Source organism: Corynebacterium sp. 122RC1 (assembly GCF_024580955.1).
Classification (GTDB): Bacteria; Actinomycetota; Actinomycetes; order Mycobacteriales; family Mycobacteriaceae; genus Corynebacterium; species Corynebacterium kozikiae.
Window position 1 is genome coordinate 23,161 of the sequence record NZ_JANIKD010000003.1, and the last position, 17,693, is coordinate 40,853.

Sequence of the window (17,693 nt, forward strand, 5' to 3'; positions counted from 1 at the left end):
CAGCTTTCCGATGCAGTGGGCAAGGCATCCGCCACCACCACAGGCAACGGTGCCCTCGCTTGGAGTTTCAGCAGGTTGCGCCCCCTAGAAAGGCTTGTTATGTCATATTTGATCCGTGTGCTCATGCCAGACCGGCCGGGTAGCCTTGGTCGGATTGCCAATGCAATTGGTGAGGCCGGCGCGAACATCCATTCCGTGGATGTGGTGCAGGTGTTTCCGAATGGCACCGTGATGGATGACATGGTGGTTTCCCTGCCTCCAGACGTGATGGCAGATGCGATTATCACCGCCGCACAGGCTTTGGATGGTGTGGAGGTGGATTCTATTCGCCCATTTTCCGGCACCGTTGATCGGCGTGGCCAGATCCAATTGTTGGCAACTGTTGCCGGTGCCTCCACCCATTCTGAGGCACTTGTAGATTTGGTGAATCGCATGCCCCAGGCGCTCACCTCCAACTGGGCAGTTTTGCTTGATGTGCGCGATGGGGTCAGCCGCGTGACCGCTTCTCCTGCCGCGCCGGAGGAAGATGGTTCCACCCCGACCCACATTGAAGTCACAACGGCGCGCACCCTCAACCCTGAGCGTGAGCAATGGATTCCGGAGTCCTGGTCTTTGTTGGACTCTTCCCTCGCGGCAGCCCCACTTGGTGACACCGGCCTCGTACTGGTGATAGGCCGTGTTGGTGGCCCAGATTTCCTGGCATCAGAGGTCCAGCACATTGGGAATTTGGCAGTGATCCTGGGAAGGCTGTTGCGCCACTAGAGCACCCTGCAACCCGGCCGCTCCTGCAACCCCTGCAACCCGGCCCACCGTCGCCTCTGCCATAGAGCCCCTGCTGCGCTTCTGCGGCAGGGGCTTTGTGCTGCCTGCGGAACGCACCCCCTCCGGCTACAGGGCGTCGGGACCAGCTTCCAGCAGGGTGACGAATTCTTCTTCGTTCAAGATCCTTAGGCCGAGCTCGCGAGCCTTGGTTTCTTTGGATCCAGCGTTTTCACCCACCACCACGAAATCGGTTTTCTTGGACACGGAACCGGCAGCCTTGCCGCCGCGGCTCAAAATCGCCTCCTTTGCGCTGTCCCTACTGAATCCCTCAAGGCTGCCAGTGACCACCACGGTAAGCCCTGCGAGTACTTGTTCGGGAAGATCAGATGCATCCTCTTGCATGGTCACCCCAGATTGCGCCCAACTCTCCAAGATGTTTTGGTGCCAGTCCACGGTGAACCAATCTTTGAGGCTCTGCGCGATCACCATGCCAACGCCATCGGTGTTGGCGATTTCTTCTACCTCAGCCTCCATGAGGGCTGGGATGGAGCGATACCTGGTAGCAAGGCTTCGCGCTGCGGTTGGGCCCACGTGGCGGATGGAAAGGCCCACGAGGACTCGCCATAGGTCGGCTCGTTTCGCCTGTTCCAATTTGGCCAGGAGCTTCTTTCCTGTGGCGTTGAGTGTGCCAGCTTTGGTGGTGTAGACGCTGGTCTTAAGCAAGTCTTCCTCAGTGAGATCAAAGAGCGTGGACTCATCCTTGAGCACACCGGAGGTGATGAGGTCCTCCGCTGCGCGCTCGCCAAGGGCCTCGATGTCAAAAGATCCGCGCCCAGCCAAGTAGGTGAGCCTTGCACTGAGCTGTGCAGGGCAGGATTGGGAGTTCGGGCAGCGCCAGTCAGCATCATCTTCTTTCTGCGGCGCCAAAGTGGTGCCACACGATGGACACTGCGCTGGGAAGACAAACTCCCGTTCCTCCCCGGTACGCAGGTCCACCACCGGCCCCAATACTTCTGGGATTACTTCTCCAGCCTTGCGCAGCACCACGGTGTCACCAATCAGCACGCCCTTGCGCTTGACTTCCGTTTGGTTATGCAGCGTTGCCATAGACACAGTTGAGCCAGACACGAAGACGGGTTCCATCACCGCAAAGGGCGTGACCCTGCCGGTGCGCCCTACGCCAACCTGAATATCCAAGAGTTTGGTGGTCACTTCTTCCGGTGGGTATTTGTACGCAATCGCCCACCGCGGAGCCCTTGCGGTGGAACCAAGGCGACGCTGCTCTGCGATGTCATCCACCTTGATCACCAGGCCATCCATTTCATGAGTGGCGTCATGGCGATGTTCCGCCCAGTACTGGACCCTTTCCTGCACTTCCTCTGCACTGCGTACAAGCGCGGTGTACTCAGAAACTGGCAGACCCCAAGCCGCCAGCGCCTCGTATGCGTGGAACTGGGAATCAGGAGTAAAGCCTTCCGTGTGCCCCAGACCGTGGCAGATCATCTTGAGCCGGCGTCGCTTCACCGCTTCTGTATCTTTTTGCCGCAAAGACCCCGCCGCCGCATTCCTTGGATTCGCAAACGGCTTCCCCCCTTCTTCTTGGCGCAGCTCATTGACCACGGAGAAATCTTCTACCGCGATGAATACTTCTCCGCGAACCTCCAACACCTCAGGAACGGGAAAATCTGGGGAGTGTTGAAGTTCATGGGGGATGTCTGCAATCACCCTGGCATTTTCGGTCACGTCCTCGCCCACTCGGCCATCACCGCGTGTAGCAGCACGCTCCAGTTTGCCGCCACGGTACACCAGGTCAATGCTCAGGCCATCGATCTTCAACTCGGTCAGATAGGCGTTCGCAGGAGTGCGCGAAAGCCACTCGGTAAGTTCTTCCCCGCTAAATACATTGTCCAGGCTGAGCATCCGCTCAAGGTGCTCTACGTTGGCAAAGGAGGACTGCGCCGGCGCGGCACCCACCTCAACAGTGGGGCTCTCCGGAACCGCAAGTGCCGGATACTCCTCCTCGAGGCGCTGGAGTGCGCGGAAAAGGGTATCAAACTCTTGGTCACTAATTTCCGGCTCCGCATTGTAATAACGCTGGCGGTGATAGCGGATTTGTTCGGCTAAATCCTCCCATTGGTGGCGGATTTCAGCATCCGGTACCTGTTGAGTGGTTTGCTGGTTGGCTTGCTCATGTTCAGTCACGGTGGTCAGTCTACCTGCACCCACGGACACGCCCTTTAGCTGCAGGAATAGCCCATTTTCCGCATCGCAAAATGCAACTCCACCGCGCGTGTCCGGGGCGTTCGATAGGCTTGGGAACATGACTGCACCAGCGTTTGATCCCAACACCGAACCATTCAATCCCTCCAAGGTGTTGAGCTTTGATTTGGAAACCACCTCAGCAAATCCTTTTGAAGCGCGCATTGTCACCTCAGCATTGGTGCACATTGACTCAGAAGGCGCCCATCCGAGGGAGCTTTTGGCGGACCCTGGAGTAGAAATCCCCGAAGAAGCCACAAAGGTCCATGGCATCACCACGGAGCGCGCCCGCGAGCACGGCCAACCGCACGAGGAAGTGCTTGCCACCACGGTGGAAACAATCCAACAAGCTTGGCGCGATGGCTACACACTGATTGTGTTCAACGCGGCCTATGACCTCACCGTGCTGCGCCAGCTCACTGGCAATTTTGTGGTGGACGGCCCGGTGTATGACCCCTTCGTGATGGACAAAGCCCTTGATCCGTACCGCAAAGGCAAGCGCACGTTGAGCGATCTTTGCGCTGAGTACAACGTGCGCATCGACAACGCCCACGAGGCCACCTCAGATGCCCTGGCAGCCGCGCGCATTGCGTGGGTGCAGGCCAAAAAGCGGTTTAGCGCAGAGATTTCCACCAAGACGCTCAACGAGCTGATGGAATTCCAAACTGTGCGTTACTTTGAGCTCCAGACGAGCTTCAAAAATTACCTGTTGGGGCAGGGGAAAAACGCGGAAACGGTGAACACCTCCTGGCCCATGCAGGGCTAAACGCTAGAGATCGCCCGCATCACGCACAAGGATTGCCGCGCATTCCCGCGCGTGCCCCAACCGGTGCGCGTGTTCCAGCAGACTCCCGGTTGCAGTGCCTGGAACAGTAGCCGTGGCAGCAGTGAGGAGACTGCGGTCCAGCCCGAGTTCGTCGTAACGCCGCGCGATCTGGATCGCCGCCTGCCTCGCTGAAATGTTGCGTTCGCCAAGGATGAACGCAGGAGTGATTCTTGATGCGAGGAGGGCACCGCAGGAGTCGAGGGCTTGAGTTCCCCGCACCTTCTGAAGGTCAAGAAGAACTACATCCACTCCAATGGCACCCATCACCTCCAGGGCGGTTTCGCTGGGTTCGCTGGCCAACCCGATGTGGCGCAGGTGTTTCATCGATTGCTCTTCAGGCTGCATTTTTGACCTGATGATGCCCACGAACCGTTGCAAGATTTCGGTGATGTCCTTGCGATGAATAGCACGAATCGCATCAAAATCATGTGTCCCCGGAATGCTGCCCTGGGCTAACGCGTCAAGGTGCGGCTCGTAGAGATGCACCGCCGCTGGTTGTTGGAAACGGCCACGCAAAGTTGAAATCTCCCGCGCAATTGCCTCCGCCAACATTTCCACGAGGTCGCGAACAGCGCCGCGATCTGTGATCATCCTATGTCCATTGGAAAGTTCCAGCTCAACCGCCAATGAAAGCGGGCCGAGTGCATGGGTCAGCAGCGGGACATTATTTCCCCACGCCGATTCCAGCTCGTCTTTGTCCTGCTCAAAGGTATCCCATGCACGCCGAGTCAAGATTTGAGGGCGTTGCGACACCCGCCACGAACGCGGCCCCTTCTCAATGGGCAGTTCTGGCAGCATCGCACAGGTAAAAGCCACATGATCCGCTCGAAGCCCTCGGGAAGGCAGAAGCGGGACGGTACGCAATTCCCCCGTCTCCCCGGCAATGACCTCTGCAGCCTGCGCAAAGGAGGTACCCGGAAACGTCGGCTGGGCGAAACTTGGCACTGGCACTGGCACTGGCACGGACTGCATGGGGCAATGCTAGCAAGGCCAAAATAGCGCTCAAATTCTTCAAACCCTTGCCAACCCTCAACCATAATTTTAATATTTTAAATATGCAGAATTTGGATCATCAATCCGAGTCGGAGCAGATCAGCCTCCTCCAGGATCGGATGCTGGCCTACGAGCAGCGGCTCCTCGCTCTGGAAACGGCATACTCGCAAATTATCAGCGGTGCCGACGCCACCACGTTCCACCACGACGCACACCAGATCAGTGCCATGGAACAACGCCTCACGCATGAGCTCCAGCCACCATCCAGCCACAGCGAGGCATCTTTCGAGCCGAACCCCCAGGCGGCACCCCATGCTGGCGGAGCTCCAGTAGGTGAGGTGGGCTACTCCGGAGAAGTGGTACTGCCGGATGGCCGCAACGTGCAGTACGTCTGGCAACGCAGTGCTGACTCAATTGTCCAGCATCATTGGGAGGAGGCAATGGAATCCCTCACTGCCCTTGCCCATCCAGTAAGAACGCGGATTCTCAAAGAGATGCTGTGTGTGCCCGGCCAGGCTGATGTGACGGTGCAATACCTCCTTGATCAAGGGCTCGCCCAGAGCCAAGGCGCCCTCTATCACCACGTCAAGGCCCTCACACAGGCAGGGTGGGTGGAACGCCTCCCCCAGGCGCGGTTGCGTATTCCCGCGAACAAGATTGTGGCTCTGCTTGCACTCGTATTGGCTGCGGAGCCTTCGCCCAAAACAACCACCCAAGCAAGGACCAGTGATTTCGAATGAGCAGCCCAACCACCAACGCAAAGCACATTAAGGCGCACACCTGGCCCCGAATACTCCTTATCATCGTGGTCCTCGCAGCACTGTTGTTCTTTGGTGTGAGGCCGATAATGCAGTCCAGGGAATTCCAGGGTTCTGAGGCGCTTGCTACAACACTCAGCGAGCGCGCCCCCACCGGCACTCACCGCCTAGCGGTGATAGAAAACGGAACCTTTGCCGGACTCGGGGCAACCGCGGATGATGAGTTTGAGATCGGCTCAGTAACCAAAATGATGACGATTGAACTGCTCCGCCAAGCGATTGAACGCGGAGAGGTGTCACTCGATACCCCGGTGGCCACGCTGATTGAGTTCCCCAACCCTGAGATCACCTTAGAGGATCTGGCTAACCATACCGCGGGAGTCAAACGCATCGCTGGAACCAGCGTATTTGCTCCAATACTAGGAAGAAACCCCTACGCGAATACAAGTACCCAGGATGTCCTCAACGAGGCCGCCGCCGCAGAATCACGACACGGGGCAGACAAAGATTATTCCAATTTCGGGTATGCAATCCTCGGCACGGCACTTGCCGAGGCAGCCGGTCATGACTACCCCACGCTCATGGAGCAACGAATCTTCACTCCCCTCCGCATGGAAAATACCTTTGTTGCCACGGTAGGTTCCCTCAACTCAGAAAACCCACGGGGCTACAACGAAGCAGGCCACAAGGCAGCCGCCTGGGAAATGGATGGCTACGCGCCCGCAGGTGCCGTGCGATCCACCGCGAATGATCTGGAAATCTTTGTCCGGCACGTTCTCGATCACGGGGTCCCTGAGTACGGATGGGTGCATACCGATGACGGCTTAGCCTGGCACAACGGTAAAACTGGCGGCTTTAGCTCCCAAGTTGTGCTGCGTCCTACAACCGGCCAATACATGCTGGCACTGGCTGACACCACCGCGAGCCCAGATGCACTGCTGCTGGAAATGATGCGCGAAACCCCGGACGAAACTCCGGACGAAACCCCGACAGCAATCCCATCCCCAACCTCAAACTAGGTGGAAAGGAACCACCATGATGCAACTTCTCTCAGTCGTCGTATTGTTCTTCTTCGCTTTCTCGGCGCTATGGGACAAGTCATTCTGGACCACGCTGGCCACGGCAGCCGTCATGCTGGTCATCGCGCGGGTTGCGGTTCCCTTCCAATCAATGGGAATCGTGTGGGTGTGGTATCTCTGCGTCGCAATTTTCGGCGCCGCGTTTTTCTTCCAGCCACATTTCCAAACCTGGCGAGAGCAGCGCAAACACCGCAAGCACCCGCAAGCACCCGCAAGCTGAAATCGGCACACCATCCAGCGCTCACGCAGCTCCACAGGAAAAACAGAATTGCAGAGCTCGCCTTAGCTAAATACTGCTGGAAGTAGCGCAGATCGTCCCGGACCCCAAGACGATGTCGCCCTGTTCATCAGGCAGATACAAAACTGCAGCCTGGCCACGAGCCACACCGGACAGCGGCGTGTGCAACGTGATCTCCATGCGATCTGCCACTTGGTCCACGGTTACCGTGCACGGCACGGCCTCGCCGTGGGCGCGAACCTGAACCTCAGCCTCAAACGTGCCGCTCATAGCGGGATGGAGGTACTTCAAGCGGTCAGCACCAATGGAGTGCACCTCAAGATCGCGCCGAGAGCCCACGGTGACGGTGCCAGTGGCTGCGTCGATGTCGGTCACATACCGCGGCTTACCGTCCGCCGCCGGTTGCTTAATATCCAAGCCTTTGCGCTGGCCAATGGTGTAATTCCAAGCACCATCATGCTGCTTGAGTTCCGTGCCGGAAGTATCCACTATCATGCCCGGACGTAGCCCAATGCGCTTACCCAAGAACGCCTGGGTATTACCGTCGGGAATGAAACAGATGTCATAGGAATCAGGCTTCTTGGCCACGGAGAAGCCATGCTCGGCGGCTTCCTCACGAATCTTGGGCTTCACGGTGTCCCCTACAGGGAACATACAGTGAGCAATCTCGCGGGCACCGAGCACGCCCAATACATACGACTGGTCCTTTTGTGGGTCCACGCCGCGGCGTAGGTAGCCGTCACCACCATCTTCGGGCTGTACGAGGCGGGCATAGTGGCCGGTCACCACGGCGTCAAAGCCCAAGGCGATGCCGCGTTCCAGCAAGGCTGCGAACTTGATTTTTTCATTGCAGCGCAAGCAAGGGTTCGGAGTTTCACCCGCCTCATAGGATGAGACAAAGTCGTCAATCACCTCAGCGTTAAAGCGGTCGGAGAAGTCCCACACGTAAAAAGGGATTCCAAGTTTGTCGCACACGCGGCGGGCGTCGGCAGAGTCCTCCAAGGAACAGCACCCGCGCGAGGACTCCCGCACCGCCTGCGGATCCTGGGATAGGGCGAGGTGGACACCGGTGACGTCATGACCAGCAGCAACCGCACGGGCAGCGGCCACCGCCGAATCCACACCTCCGCTCATCGCAGCGAGCACTCTCATGAAACTTCCCTCCAAATCAAAGCACTACCCTAACCCACCGAACTCTCAAGAACACAACGCATTGCGCGTTCTTAACGGACACGCCCTACAGTATCCACCTATGGGTAGGAAGCGCACACCATCTACACAACAGGGATCAGCCAAAAAGCATTCCCAACTCTCCCAATCCCTTGGCAGCCTAACGCCAGGCAGCAATGCGCCAAACGAGTTGATTCCCGGTGAATACCCAACGGACACCGGTTGGGTCCGCGTAGAACCCGACCCCTACGCAAGAGGCGGTTGGCTGGTAAGTGTGAACGGAGTGCCATCCTCACACATCGCGGAGGACCCACTGCAGTTGGAGTTTGAGTACATGCGCTGGTTCGCCACCGCAATCGCCTGGTTTGTAGGAGCGAACCCGGCGGGTGAGCGCCTCAGCATCACCCACCTGGGCGGAGGGGCCTGCACCATGGCGCGCTATCTTTGCGCGCAGTACCCGGATAGCAGGAACACGGTGGTGGAGCTCGACGAAAAGCTCACCATCTTAGCCAGGAAGTTCTTTAACCTGCCCCGCGCTCCACACCTCAAGATCCGAGTGGGTGAAGCGCGCCAGGTCACGGATAGCTTCACCGACGCCTCCCGCGATGTTCTCATCCGAGACGTCTTTGCCGGAGACACCACCCCAGCTTCCCTGAGCACTACAGAATTCTTCACCAACGTGCACCGCAGCCTGCGCCCAGGTGGCCTCTACATTGCCAACTGCGGCGACCACCGCGACCTCACGCTAGCGCGAAGCGAGCTGAAAACTATGGCCACGGTGTTTCGCAACGTCGCCTGCATCGCAGACCCCCAGATGCTCAAAGGTCGGCGCTACGGCAACATCGTATTACTCGGCACAGATAGTGAACTTCCGGGCCAGGAAGCCATGCACGCCATCACGCGCTCGCTGCTCCAAGGCGCCGTACCTGCGCAATTCAAAGATCACGATTGGTGTGAACGCTTCATGGCCGCAGGTGTGCTGCGCTTTGACGCCGAACACGCCACGTAGACACCACCTAGGCAAACTCCATCACGCCATGCCGGCGCTGCGGGCCAAACGCACCACCTCGGGCAATTCCTGGAGCAAGGCCTGCACATCCTCTTGCGTGGTGGTGCGGCCAAGGGTGACGCGCAGCGCCGCCCGTGCAACGGACTCCTCTACCCCCATGGCAAGCAGCACATGGCTTGCGCGGTTCACTCCATTTGCACATGCCGAACCCGTGGAGGCGGCAAACCCACGCGAATCCAGCAGCATAATGAGGCTATCGCCTTCCGCGCCGGGGAACGAAACATGGAGATGCCCGGTAAGCGCCTTATCAGCTTCGGGAGTGTGGAACACCACGTCCTCAATGTTCGCCGCGATCCCCTGGCGAAGCTCGGCCACCAGGCCGCGCAGCCGCTCATTCTCCCCCGTGCTTTCTTGGACCGCTTCGCGCAGTGCAGCGGCGGTGGCTGCGGCGCTGGCGACGTCGACAGTGCCGGAACGCAGGCCGCGCTCCTGCCCACCGCCCAAGATGATTGCTTTCGGAGCCGGAGACCGTTTGGCAAGCAGCAGGCCCATGCCGCGCGGGCCACCAAATTTGTGTGCGCTGGCGGCAAGGGTGGTGGCGCCGAGGGCGTGGAAGTTCACGTCAGCGTGGCCAACCACCTGGACGGCGTCGATGTGCACCGGGGTTCCAGCCGCCAGAGCGCGGTGAATGATTTCCTCCACGGGCTGGATCGCACCAGTTTCATTATTTGCCCACATGCAGGTGGCAACGGCGGCCTTTGTATCCAGAGCGGCGCTGGGGATCACGATGCCGTTGGAACCCACCTCCAGCAGCTCGACGTCTGCGCCCGTTGCCTCTAAGTACTCCACGGTTTCCTTGACTGCGGGGTGCTCGATTGGGGTAGAAATCACGCGCCGAGCAGCACCCCCAGCAACGCTCGCAGCAAAGAGCCCACGTACCGCAAGGTTGTCCGCCTCAGTTCCACTGGCGGTAAAAATCACCTCGATCGGCTCGCATCCCAGCAGCTCAGCGATAGTCTCCCGGGAGGTATCCAGCACTGATCGCGCGGCGCGGCCAAACGCATACTGGCCGCCCGCATTTCCCGCGTGGGCATGCTCCAACCAGGCATCAATCGCCACCTGACGCATGGGGGTGGTTGCGGCGTGGTCAAAATAGCACTGCGAGGAAACTTCCATGGGCAGCAATTCTACGCCGCCACCGAACGCAACTGAGCCCCATGCACCGGACTGCTGGGGTTTCGGGTATTCGGGATACCCGGATGCATGGGGCTCAAACTACGGAAGGATTACTTCCGCTTGTTGATCTCTTCAATCAGAAGCGGGGTGATCTCGTGGATGTCACCCACCACGCCGAGGTCGGCGATTTGGAAGAACGGAGCGTCTTCATCGTTGTTGACTACCACGATCTTCTTGGCTGTTTGCATACCGGAGGTGTGTTGGATTGCGCCGGAAATACCCAAGCCGATGTAGAGGTCTGGGGAAACGGTCACACCAGTTTGTCCAATCTGGTACTGCGGGGCGTAGTAGCCCAGGTCTACGGCGTCGCGGGTCGCACCCACGGCACCGCCCAGTGCGTCAGCCAGAGGCTCCACAAGGGTGCTGAAATTCTCCGGGGATTCCACGCCACGTCCACCGGCGATAACCACCTTGGCCTGGGTGAGATCTGGACGCGAGCCCTGCACAGCAGGAGCGAACTTGGTCACTTTCACATCCTTAGCACTCGCCGCTGGAAGCGCGAAGTTCACATACGCGCCAGCAGCCGGTGCTGGTTGCGCCGCCACGGCACCAGGGCGCAGGGTGTAGATGGGGCTCGTGCCGCCCACTGCGGCCGTGACCTCATACGCGTCGCCAAAAATGGAGTGCTTCGCGCTACGGTCAGCAAGAATTTCCACCACGTCAGTAAGCACACCCGAGGCCAGACGAGCTGCCAGCCGTCCGGCAATCTCATTGCCGTGTGCACCGGCGGCCACCACGATCGGCGCTGGGGTTTGTGCAGCGAGCGCGTGCAGCGCATCGACTTCAGGCAGAACCACGCGCTCGGCGTAGTCGGCGGCCTCAGCGCCATAGATCACGGCAGCACCGAGCGAGGCCAGTTCCTCACGTAGCGGCTCCGCCACACCTGGGGCGCCCACGACGACGGCTGTGACGCTCCCAAGCACCCGTGCGGCAGTGAGAAGTTCGGCAGTGGCAGGAAGCAGTGCGCCTTCGCGGTGCTCTACCAAAACATAAGCGTTGGTCATTGAATTGTTCCTTTGAAGTGTTCCAATGCGAAGTTGGGTGTATTGCCCTAAATGAGGTTTTCCTGCACCAGGAAGTCGGCGATCGCTGCCGCTGCAGCAGCAGAATCCTTGCGGATCACCTCTCCACCTTGGCGTGCTTCACGCTGGGTCGCGCTATGCACTGCGGTTGCTGCGTGGCCCAAGCCAACTTGGGCGGCGTCCACACCAATGGCCGCCAGGTCCAGACCTTCAATTTCTGCCTTCTTCGCAGCCATGATGCCCTTAAAGTTGGGGAAGCGTGGCTTGTCCGCCTTGTCTGTGACGCTCACGATCGCTGGCATTGGCGCGCGGAGATCAAAGTCACCCTCATTGGTTTCCCGGACGCCCACCAATTCGTTGCCTTCCACGCGCAGCTCGCGCATGTTGGTCAGCGCCGGCACCTGGCGGTATTCCGCCAGCAGGCCTGCAAGGGTACCGGTGGCGCCGTCGGAGGACGCGTTACCCATCACCACAATGGCTACGTCTGGAACGTGGTTGATCGCGTTGGTGAGTGCCCAGGCAGTGCCTAGCGCATCGGAGCCGGCCAGGGCTTCGTCGGAAAGCAAGATTGCACGATCCGCACCCATCGCGAGAGCCTTGCGCAGCGCCTCTTCGGAGCCTGCTGGACCTGCAGAAAGTGCCACCACTTCAAAGCCTGCGTCAGGATTTGCCTCGCGCAGTCTGAGCGCTTGTTCCACGGCAAACTCGTTGATCTCATCAATCACAGAATCCACACCCACACGGTCCAGGGTGTAATCCTTTTCCAAAGACCTCGTTGACCAGGTATCCGGCACGTTTTTCACCAGAGCCACAATTGCAGGCACGGCTTCACCTTTCTTTACATTGAGTGCGCGTTCAGCAAAGCATCCATAAGCTGCAGGCCTATTGCCCACAGGAGCTGGCAGTGCTGTTGCAACATGTTGAGCCAAACCCGAAGGCTTGGCACCCAACGAGCAAGTCTAACGCAACCGCCGGACACGCCCCCTAGGCTGCAAACTCGCGCGGTCCGCAAATCAGGGCCACGCGGTCATCCCCAAGCCGGGTAATCACCACCGCGAGCTGGCTCCTTCCCTTGAGTTTCAGTTTCTTTCGGAGCAGGTCAGGATCAACATCTACTCCTCGAACGAGAATCTCCAAGGCTCCACAATCCAAAGCCTGCAACGCCACCTTGAGCTGTTTCAACCCGACGCGTTGCATGAATGGAAATCCGCTATGCCCCTGCGGGATGCGCTCTCCTGAAAGGTAGGCAATGTGTTCATCCAGCATCCACAGCCCATGCGCCACCGCGTATTGCTGCACCACCCCGGCGCGCACCACTGCCCCGTCAGGGTCAATGATGTACTTTCCCGGTGGGCGGACTTCGGCCTCTGCTGGCATGTCGGAGTGCCAAATTTCTTGGTGGTTGTCTCGCAGCACCACGGCTTCCCGGCGAGTGCCGAATTCTGGGGAGTACAAGCAGGCTTCTTTCACGGATCCGTTGAGGCTGACCACACTGACCAGGCCTTCCCAGCCGGTGTAGTTGATCCCTGGGGCACATTTGACGGCCATCGGAGCCCCGCGCCACGCATTTTGCACAGCGGATAACGGCGGCGCGAGGTCTTCGGGGCTAAAGATTCTGCGGCCATTGCTGCGGCGGGCAGGGTCTGCAATAACGACGCTGCCAAGGCCCGCTTCACGGTAGGCGGGCTGCAGGGCATCGGCCACGATGAAGTGCCCTTCCTGGACGTTATGGGTGGCCATGCGGACTCGGACTGGGTCGATGTCGCTGCCAAAATAGCTGAGGCCTTGTTCCGTGAGTGCTGCGCCCTCGGTGCCGATGGAGCAGGTCACATCAATGGCTTGGGCATATCCGTGCTCGGCGATTTTTCGTGCGCGATACTGCGCTACTGGCATTGCCGTTGCCTGCTGCATGGATTCGTTGCACATGAGCCAGGTATGTGGGAGCTTGCCATTATGCTCTGCGGCTGCTTGTGCGGTAGCGAGTTCCATTACTGCGCGACCTGCTGCTCCAAAGGCTTCGCGGAATGCTTGTGCATCCGCCATTTGGGTGTGCTTGCTAAGGGGCCGCGCACGGATTGCCGCATCGATTTCGGGGCGGCGCTGCAAGATGGTGTGAAGTTCTTCTGGGCTAAAGCTCATGTATACGCCTGCCTCGCTTGAGTTAGAAGCGCTTTGGGGGGACGTGGTTGTGGAATTGGGCAAAGTCTGGGTCTTCGGTGATCCGCCCGTAGTGCGGTGTCATGTCTGCGGTGCGCAGGGCGTTCATGACTTCCTCCACCGAATCGAACTTAGAAAGTTTTGTGAGCTGTGCCCATGTGGGGATCACCAGGCGGAGGAGGCCCGCGCGCCAGCCGTCCAGAATAAGGCTCGGTGGGAACCATCCGGAGCTTGCTGCTTCCCGAGTGTTGCCGTCTGGTTCCTGCCCATAGGGAGCTACTGCCACGAAGGAGAACACATCGAAGTGGTAGGGGTCCTCTGGCAGGCTCACCCAGCGGGCGAATGGGCGCAACAGGTCCGAGCGGATTTTGAGCTCATTGTTACTCAGCATTTGGGTGAGGGAATGCCGGTGGCTTTCCAGGGCGAGGCGTTGGGGGTGGTACGCGGTGGCGTCGGTAACCGGAGTGCCGTCTTTGTGTACCGCGAGGAGCGTGCCTGTCTCCTCGAAGAGCTCTCGCACCGCGGCGAACAGCAACGCCCGAGCGCGGGCCTCATCGGCGTGGAGCGCCTTCGCCCACCTGCTGAGGGAGGCGCCGGCAATGAGGGAGCGCATGCTCTGGAAGTCTCCGGTTTCAAAGTCGCGCGGGTCCACACCGCCACCGGGAAACACCGTGGTGTTGGGGAATGTTGGCATTGTAGAGACGCGCTCTTGGACATAGACCTCGATGCCGTCTGGGGCATCACGAATCATCAGCACCGTGACAGCAAGTTTGGCTCCGTCAATGCCACTTGCGCCAGTTTCCACCGGTGCCATGAATCTCCCTCCTCAGCCAGTCAAGCCACTCGGGCGGCTGTCACCCTACGGCAGCGTTAAGGCATGCACACCACTTTAGGTGTTTTATGTTTCCCATGCCCGTTTTCGCGGTCGCTGCAACCGCACGGGTTGACGGGTTGTCACTACTCGGCGCGACGGCGGGTGTGCCGTGCTCTGCGGACCCTACGGGCGAAGTACCGCCCATCGATCTTGGAAAGTTCGATCGGCTGATGGAACGCTTGGGTGAGGTTTTCTGAGGTGAGGACGTCGTCGATCAGCCCTTGCGCTACCACCTTTCCTTCATCGAGCAGCAGCGCGTGGGTGAAGCCTTCGGGAATTTCCTCAACATAGTGCGTGATCATGATGATCGCTGGGGCGTCCGCATCCTTCGCCAGGTGACCAACATAGTTCACCAGGTCTTCACGTCCGCCGAGGTCCATTCCCGCCGCCGGCTCATCGAGGATGAGCAGCTCGGGGTCGGTCATCAGCGCACGGGCTACCAGGACGCGCTTGCGCTCTCCTTCTGAAAGCTGCCCCCACGTCCTATCCGCAACATGGATCGCACCCACTTGTTCGAGCAGGTCGGTTGCCCGTTCGTGATCCGAGGCATCGTATTCCTCGCGCCAGCGACCCAAAATGGCGTAGCCCGCAGAAATCACCAGATCCGCAACCTTTTCATCCGCCGGGATTCGGTTCCCCAAGGCGGAAGAGCTCATTCCTATGAAGGCGCGAAGGTCCCGCATATCCGTTTTCCCCACCTGCTCACCCATGAGCCACGCCCTTCCCTTGGAGGGAAATTCTTGCGCTGCAGCCATGCGCACCAGCGTGGTCTTACCAGCACCATTGGGGCCTATGATTACCCAACGTTCGTCGAGTTCCACCTGCCAATCAACGGGGCCTACTAAGGTGTTCCCGCCGCGAATGAACTCCACTTGAGCAAAGTCCACCAGCGCATCCGGGTTCCTCGGTCCACCGTTGTGATCACTGATGTGGGCGCCGGTGTGGCCACTTGCGGTAGCTGCGGTGTGGTTTTGGTCTGCTGCGGGAGTCATGCTTTCCATCATTGCGCAACTGGCGCAAGCTGTGTGGAATTGACACAAATTCGCTGCAAAAATCCGGTGAAGTGTGAAGGTCTCTGATTCCGCCAAAGATAGCAATGTGGCCAGTGCTCCCGATTTGCCCGTTTTGCCCGTTCGACGTGTCTGGTTACACAGCATTTGTTCCGCAAAACAGGTGTGTTCCTGGGTTCGCTTCGATACAGTTTGCATGTGGGTCACACTTGCCATTACGGCACGTGAAAATCACGTTCGCGGCACCTCTATTTCTCCAACGAAAGGCCTTTTGACCTCATGATCGGAAGACTCGCAGTAGAAGACGTCCGTCCCCTCGTCCATGGTGGCGCGAGGCCATCTAAGGGAGTTGTTGGGGAGTACATCCCCGTCTCTGCACTTGTGTGGCGCGAAGGCCATGACGCTATCGCTGCATCGCTGCTCGTGACGTCCCCAAACGGCCGCTCGGCGCGTGTCACCATGGAGCGTGACCAGTTTGACCAGGACCGCGTCCACGGCGCTTTTGTCCCCGATTCTCCTGGCATCTGGACTTTCCAGGTAGAGGCGTGGAGTGACCCGATCTCTACCTGGCGCAACGCCGTTATTAAAAAGACCGACGCGGGCCAGGACGAGCAGGAACTCGCCAATGACCTCGCCCACGGCGCCACCCTCTTCCGAGCTGCTGCCGCCCAAATCGAGGACAAAGCTCAGCGCGAGTCTCTCGACGCCGCCGCGGACGCACTTTCCTCTCCTCAGTCGTTGCGCCACCGCCTCGCCCCTGCGCTTTCCACTGAAGTCAGTGAGATCCTGGCTGCCACCCCGCTGCGTGAGCTGGTCACCCCTGGCCATGTGCATGAGGTAGAAGTAACCCGTACCGAGGCGCTGTTTAATTCTTGGTACGAGCTCTTCCCCCGCTCCACGGGTGGTGTTGATGAGCAGGGCAAGCCAGTGCACGGCACCTTTGCCACCACGGCAGCCGCTTTGGACCGCGTGGCCGCGATGGGCTTTGACACCGTGTACTTCCCACCAATCCACCCCATCGGTGAGATCAACCGTAAGGGCCGCAACAACACCCTCACCCCGGGACCCGGGGACGTCGGATCGCCTTGGGCAATCGGGTCCAAGGCAGGCGGGCATGATGCCACCGAACCCAAACTCGGTACGGTGAAAGATTTCCAGGCTCTGCTGGCTCGCGCGAAGGAACTCGGATTGGAAATCGCCTTGGACCTGGCACTACAGGCCGCCCCCGATCATCCCTGGGCTAAGGCTCACCCTGAGTTCTTCACGGTGCTCGCGGACGGCACGATCGCCTACGCAGAGAATCCGCCAAAGAAGTACCAGGACATCTATCCTCTGAACTTTGATAACGCGCCAAAGAAAATCTACAAGGAAATCCTGCGTGTTGTCCGTTTCTGGGTGGATATGGGCGTGACCACCTTCCGCGTAGACAACCCCCACACCAAGCCAACGAACTTCTGGGCATGGCTGATAGCGAAGGTGCACGAAGACAACCCCGAGGTCATCTTCCTGGCTGAGGCCTTCACCCGCCCGGCGCGTCTGTACGGCCTGGCAAAGGCGGGATTCGACCAGTCATACACCTACTTCACCTGGAAAACCTCCAAGGAAGAGCTTGAAGACTTCGGCATGGAGATCGCGGAGATGGCGGACGTCTCTCGCCCGAACCTGTTTGTGAACACCCCGGATATCCTGCATGAGTCTTTGCAGTATGGCGGACGTGCTATGTTTGCCATCCGCGCCACGCTGGCCGCTACCCTTTCACCACTGTGGGGCGTGTACTCCGGTTTCGAGCTGTATGAGCACATCGCTGTTGCCACTGGAAGCGAGGAGTATCTCGATTCGGAAAAGTACGAGCTGCGTCCCCGTGACTTCGAGCAAGCTCTGGAACACGGTGATTCCCTGGAGCCGTACATCACCGCGCTGAACAGGATGCGCCGCGAGCACCCTGCCTTGCAGCAACTGCGCACCATCATTTTCCACCCCACCACTAATGACCAGCTTTTGGCGTACTCCAAGGTGGACCCAATTTCTGGTGATCACATCTTGGTGGTCATCAACCTGGACCCCAATAACACTCAAGAGGGTACGGTGGAGCTGAACTTCCAAGAGTTCGGGTACGAGCCTCATGCAACGGTGACGGCGCACGATCTTGTGACCAACTCCAGCTTCAACTGGACCGAGCGCACCTTCGTCCGGCTGACTCCGCTTGGCGACGTCGCCCACGTTCTTCACCTTCCGCAGGTTGACCGGCGTGCTGCGGCAGTGCTCGCCCAGCGCACGGAAGTGGATTACAACAACTAGCA

The 17,693-nt window shown here is 59.2% G+C and carries 16 protein-coding genes; 7 read left to right on the forward strand and 9 right to left on the reverse strand.

Annotated elements, in window-relative coordinates; genetic code table 11:
* The first annotated feature begins 99 nt into the window (after window positions 1-99).
* Entirely contained in the window at window positions 100-762 is a 663-nt protein-coding gene (locus NQ050_RS01970) for an ACT domain-containing protein (RefSeq protein ID WP_257037584.1), read from the forward strand.
* 126 nt (window positions 763-888) lie between these two features.
* Here the strand turns inward: NQ050_RS01970 and ligA are convergent, their stop codons facing one another.
* Window positions 889-2,907, reverse strand: a complete 2,019-nt coding sequence (gene ligA, locus NQ050_RS01975) for an NAD-dependent DNA ligase LigA (protein ID WP_373456405.1) — start codon at window positions 2,905-2,907, stop codon at window positions 889-891.
* A 175-nt stretch (window positions 2,908-3,082) separates the two neighbouring features.
* Between ligA and NQ050_RS01980 the strand changes: the two genes are divergently transcribed.
* Window positions 3,083-3,787, forward strand: a complete 705-nt coding sequence (locus NQ050_RS01980; protein WP_257037586.1) for a 3'-5' exonuclease — start codon at window positions 3,083-3,085, stop codon at window positions 3,785-3,787.
* Between the two features lie 3 nt (window positions 3,788-3,790).
* Here the strand turns inward: NQ050_RS01980 and NQ050_RS01985 are convergent, their stop codons facing one another.
* Window positions 3,791-4,819, reverse strand: a complete 1,029-nt coding sequence (locus NQ050_RS01985; protein ID WP_257037587.1) for a hypothetical protein — start codon at window positions 4,817-4,819, stop codon at window positions 3,791-3,793.
* 83 nt (window positions 4,820-4,902) lie between these two features.
* Between NQ050_RS01985 and NQ050_RS01990 the strand changes: the two genes are divergently transcribed.
* From NQ050_RS01990 to NQ050_RS02000, 3 genes are read left to right on the forward strand one after another with little or no spacing between them, the layout of a single operon-like run.
* Window positions 4,903-5,580: a helix-turn-helix transcriptional regulator gene (locus tag NQ050_RS01990; RefSeq protein ID WP_257037588.1), complete on the forward strand. Its 678-nt coding sequence runs from the start codon at window positions 4,903-4,905 to the stop codon at window positions 5,578-5,580.
* Complete coding sequence (locus NQ050_RS01995; protein ID WP_257037589.1) at window positions 5,577-6,617, forward strand: serine hydrolase; 1,041 nt, start codon at window positions 5,577-5,579, stop codon at window positions 6,615-6,617. Before NQ050_RS01990 ends, NQ050_RS01995 begins: the two co-directional genes overlap by 4 nt.
* A 16-nt stretch (window positions 6,618-6,633) precedes the next feature.
* Window positions 6,634-6,897 carry a hypothetical protein gene (locus NQ050_RS02000; protein ID WP_257037590.1) on the forward strand — a complete coding sequence of 88 codons (264 nt, stop codon included), beginning with the start codon at window positions 6,634-6,636 and terminating at the stop codon, window positions 6,895-6,897.
* A 66-nt stretch (window positions 6,898-6,963) separates the two neighbouring features.
* On the opposite strand, the gene mnmA is transcribed toward NQ050_RS02000, so the two are convergent.
* Complete coding sequence (gene mnmA / locus NQ050_RS02005; RefSeq protein ID WP_257037591.1) at window positions 6,964-8,067, reverse strand: tRNA 2-thiouridine(34) synthase MnmA; 1,104 nt, start codon at window positions 8,065-8,067, stop codon at window positions 6,964-6,966.
* A gap of 301 nt (window positions 8,068-8,368) precedes the next feature.
* Here mnmA and NQ050_RS02010 point away from each other — a divergent pair, with 301 nt between their 5' ends.
* Window positions 8,369-9,094 (forward strand): fused MFS/spermidine synthase, encoded by a 726-nt coding sequence (locus NQ050_RS02010; protein ID WP_257037592.1) that lies wholly within the window; start codon window positions 8,369-8,371, stop codon window positions 9,092-9,094.
* Between the two features lie 21 nt (window positions 9,095-9,115).
* Here NQ050_RS02010 and NQ050_RS02015 read toward each other — a convergent pair whose 3' ends face one another.
* From NQ050_RS02015 to NQ050_RS02040, 6 genes are all read right to left on the reverse strand, one after another.
* Window positions 9,116-10,270, reverse strand: coding sequence for a cysteine desulfurase family protein (locus NQ050_RS02015; RefSeq protein WP_257037593.1), 1,155 nt, complete (start codon window positions 10,268-10,270; stop codon window positions 9,116-9,118).
* A 110-nt stretch (window positions 10,271-10,380) separates the two neighbouring features.
* Window positions 10,381-11,334, reverse strand: coding sequence for an electron transfer flavoprotein subunit alpha/FixB family protein (locus tag NQ050_RS02020; RefSeq protein ID WP_257037594.1), 954 nt, complete (start codon window positions 11,332-11,334; stop codon window positions 10,381-10,383).
* A gap of 47 nt (window positions 11,335-11,381) precedes the next feature.
* A complete protein-coding gene (locus NQ050_RS02025; protein WP_257037595.1) occupies window positions 11,382-12,176 on the reverse strand; it encodes an electron transfer flavoprotein subunit beta/FixA family protein in 795 nt (264 codons plus the stop codon).
* A 160-nt stretch (window positions 12,177-12,336) separates the two neighbouring features.
* Window positions 12,337-13,491 (reverse strand): SAM-dependent methyltransferase, encoded by a 1,155-nt coding sequence (locus tag NQ050_RS02030; RefSeq protein ID WP_257037596.1) that lies wholly within the window; start codon window positions 13,489-13,491, stop codon window positions 12,337-12,339.
* Window positions 13,492-13,513: 22 nt separating this feature from the next.
* Window positions 13,514-14,323, reverse strand: a complete 810-nt coding sequence (locus NQ050_RS02035; protein WP_257037597.1) for an NUDIX domain-containing protein — start codon at window positions 14,321-14,323, stop codon at window positions 13,514-13,516.
* Window positions 14,324-14,466: 143 nt separating this feature from the next.
* Window positions 14,467-15,375 carry an ABC transporter ATP-binding protein gene (locus tag NQ050_RS02040; RefSeq protein ID WP_373456404.1) on the reverse strand — a complete coding sequence of 303 codons (909 nt, stop codon included), beginning with the start codon at window positions 15,373-15,375 and terminating at the stop codon, window positions 14,467-14,469.
* A gap of 297 nt (window positions 15,376-15,672) precedes the next feature.
* On the opposite strand from NQ050_RS02040, the gene NQ050_RS02045 reads away from it, so the two are divergent.
* Window positions 15,673-17,691, forward strand: coding sequence for an alpha-1,4-glucan--maltose-1-phosphate maltosyltransferase (locus tag NQ050_RS02045; RefSeq protein ID WP_257037599.1), 2,019 nt, complete (start codon window positions 15,673-15,675; stop codon window positions 17,689-17,691).
* The last annotated feature ends 2 nt before the right edge of the window (window positions 17,692-17,693 follow it).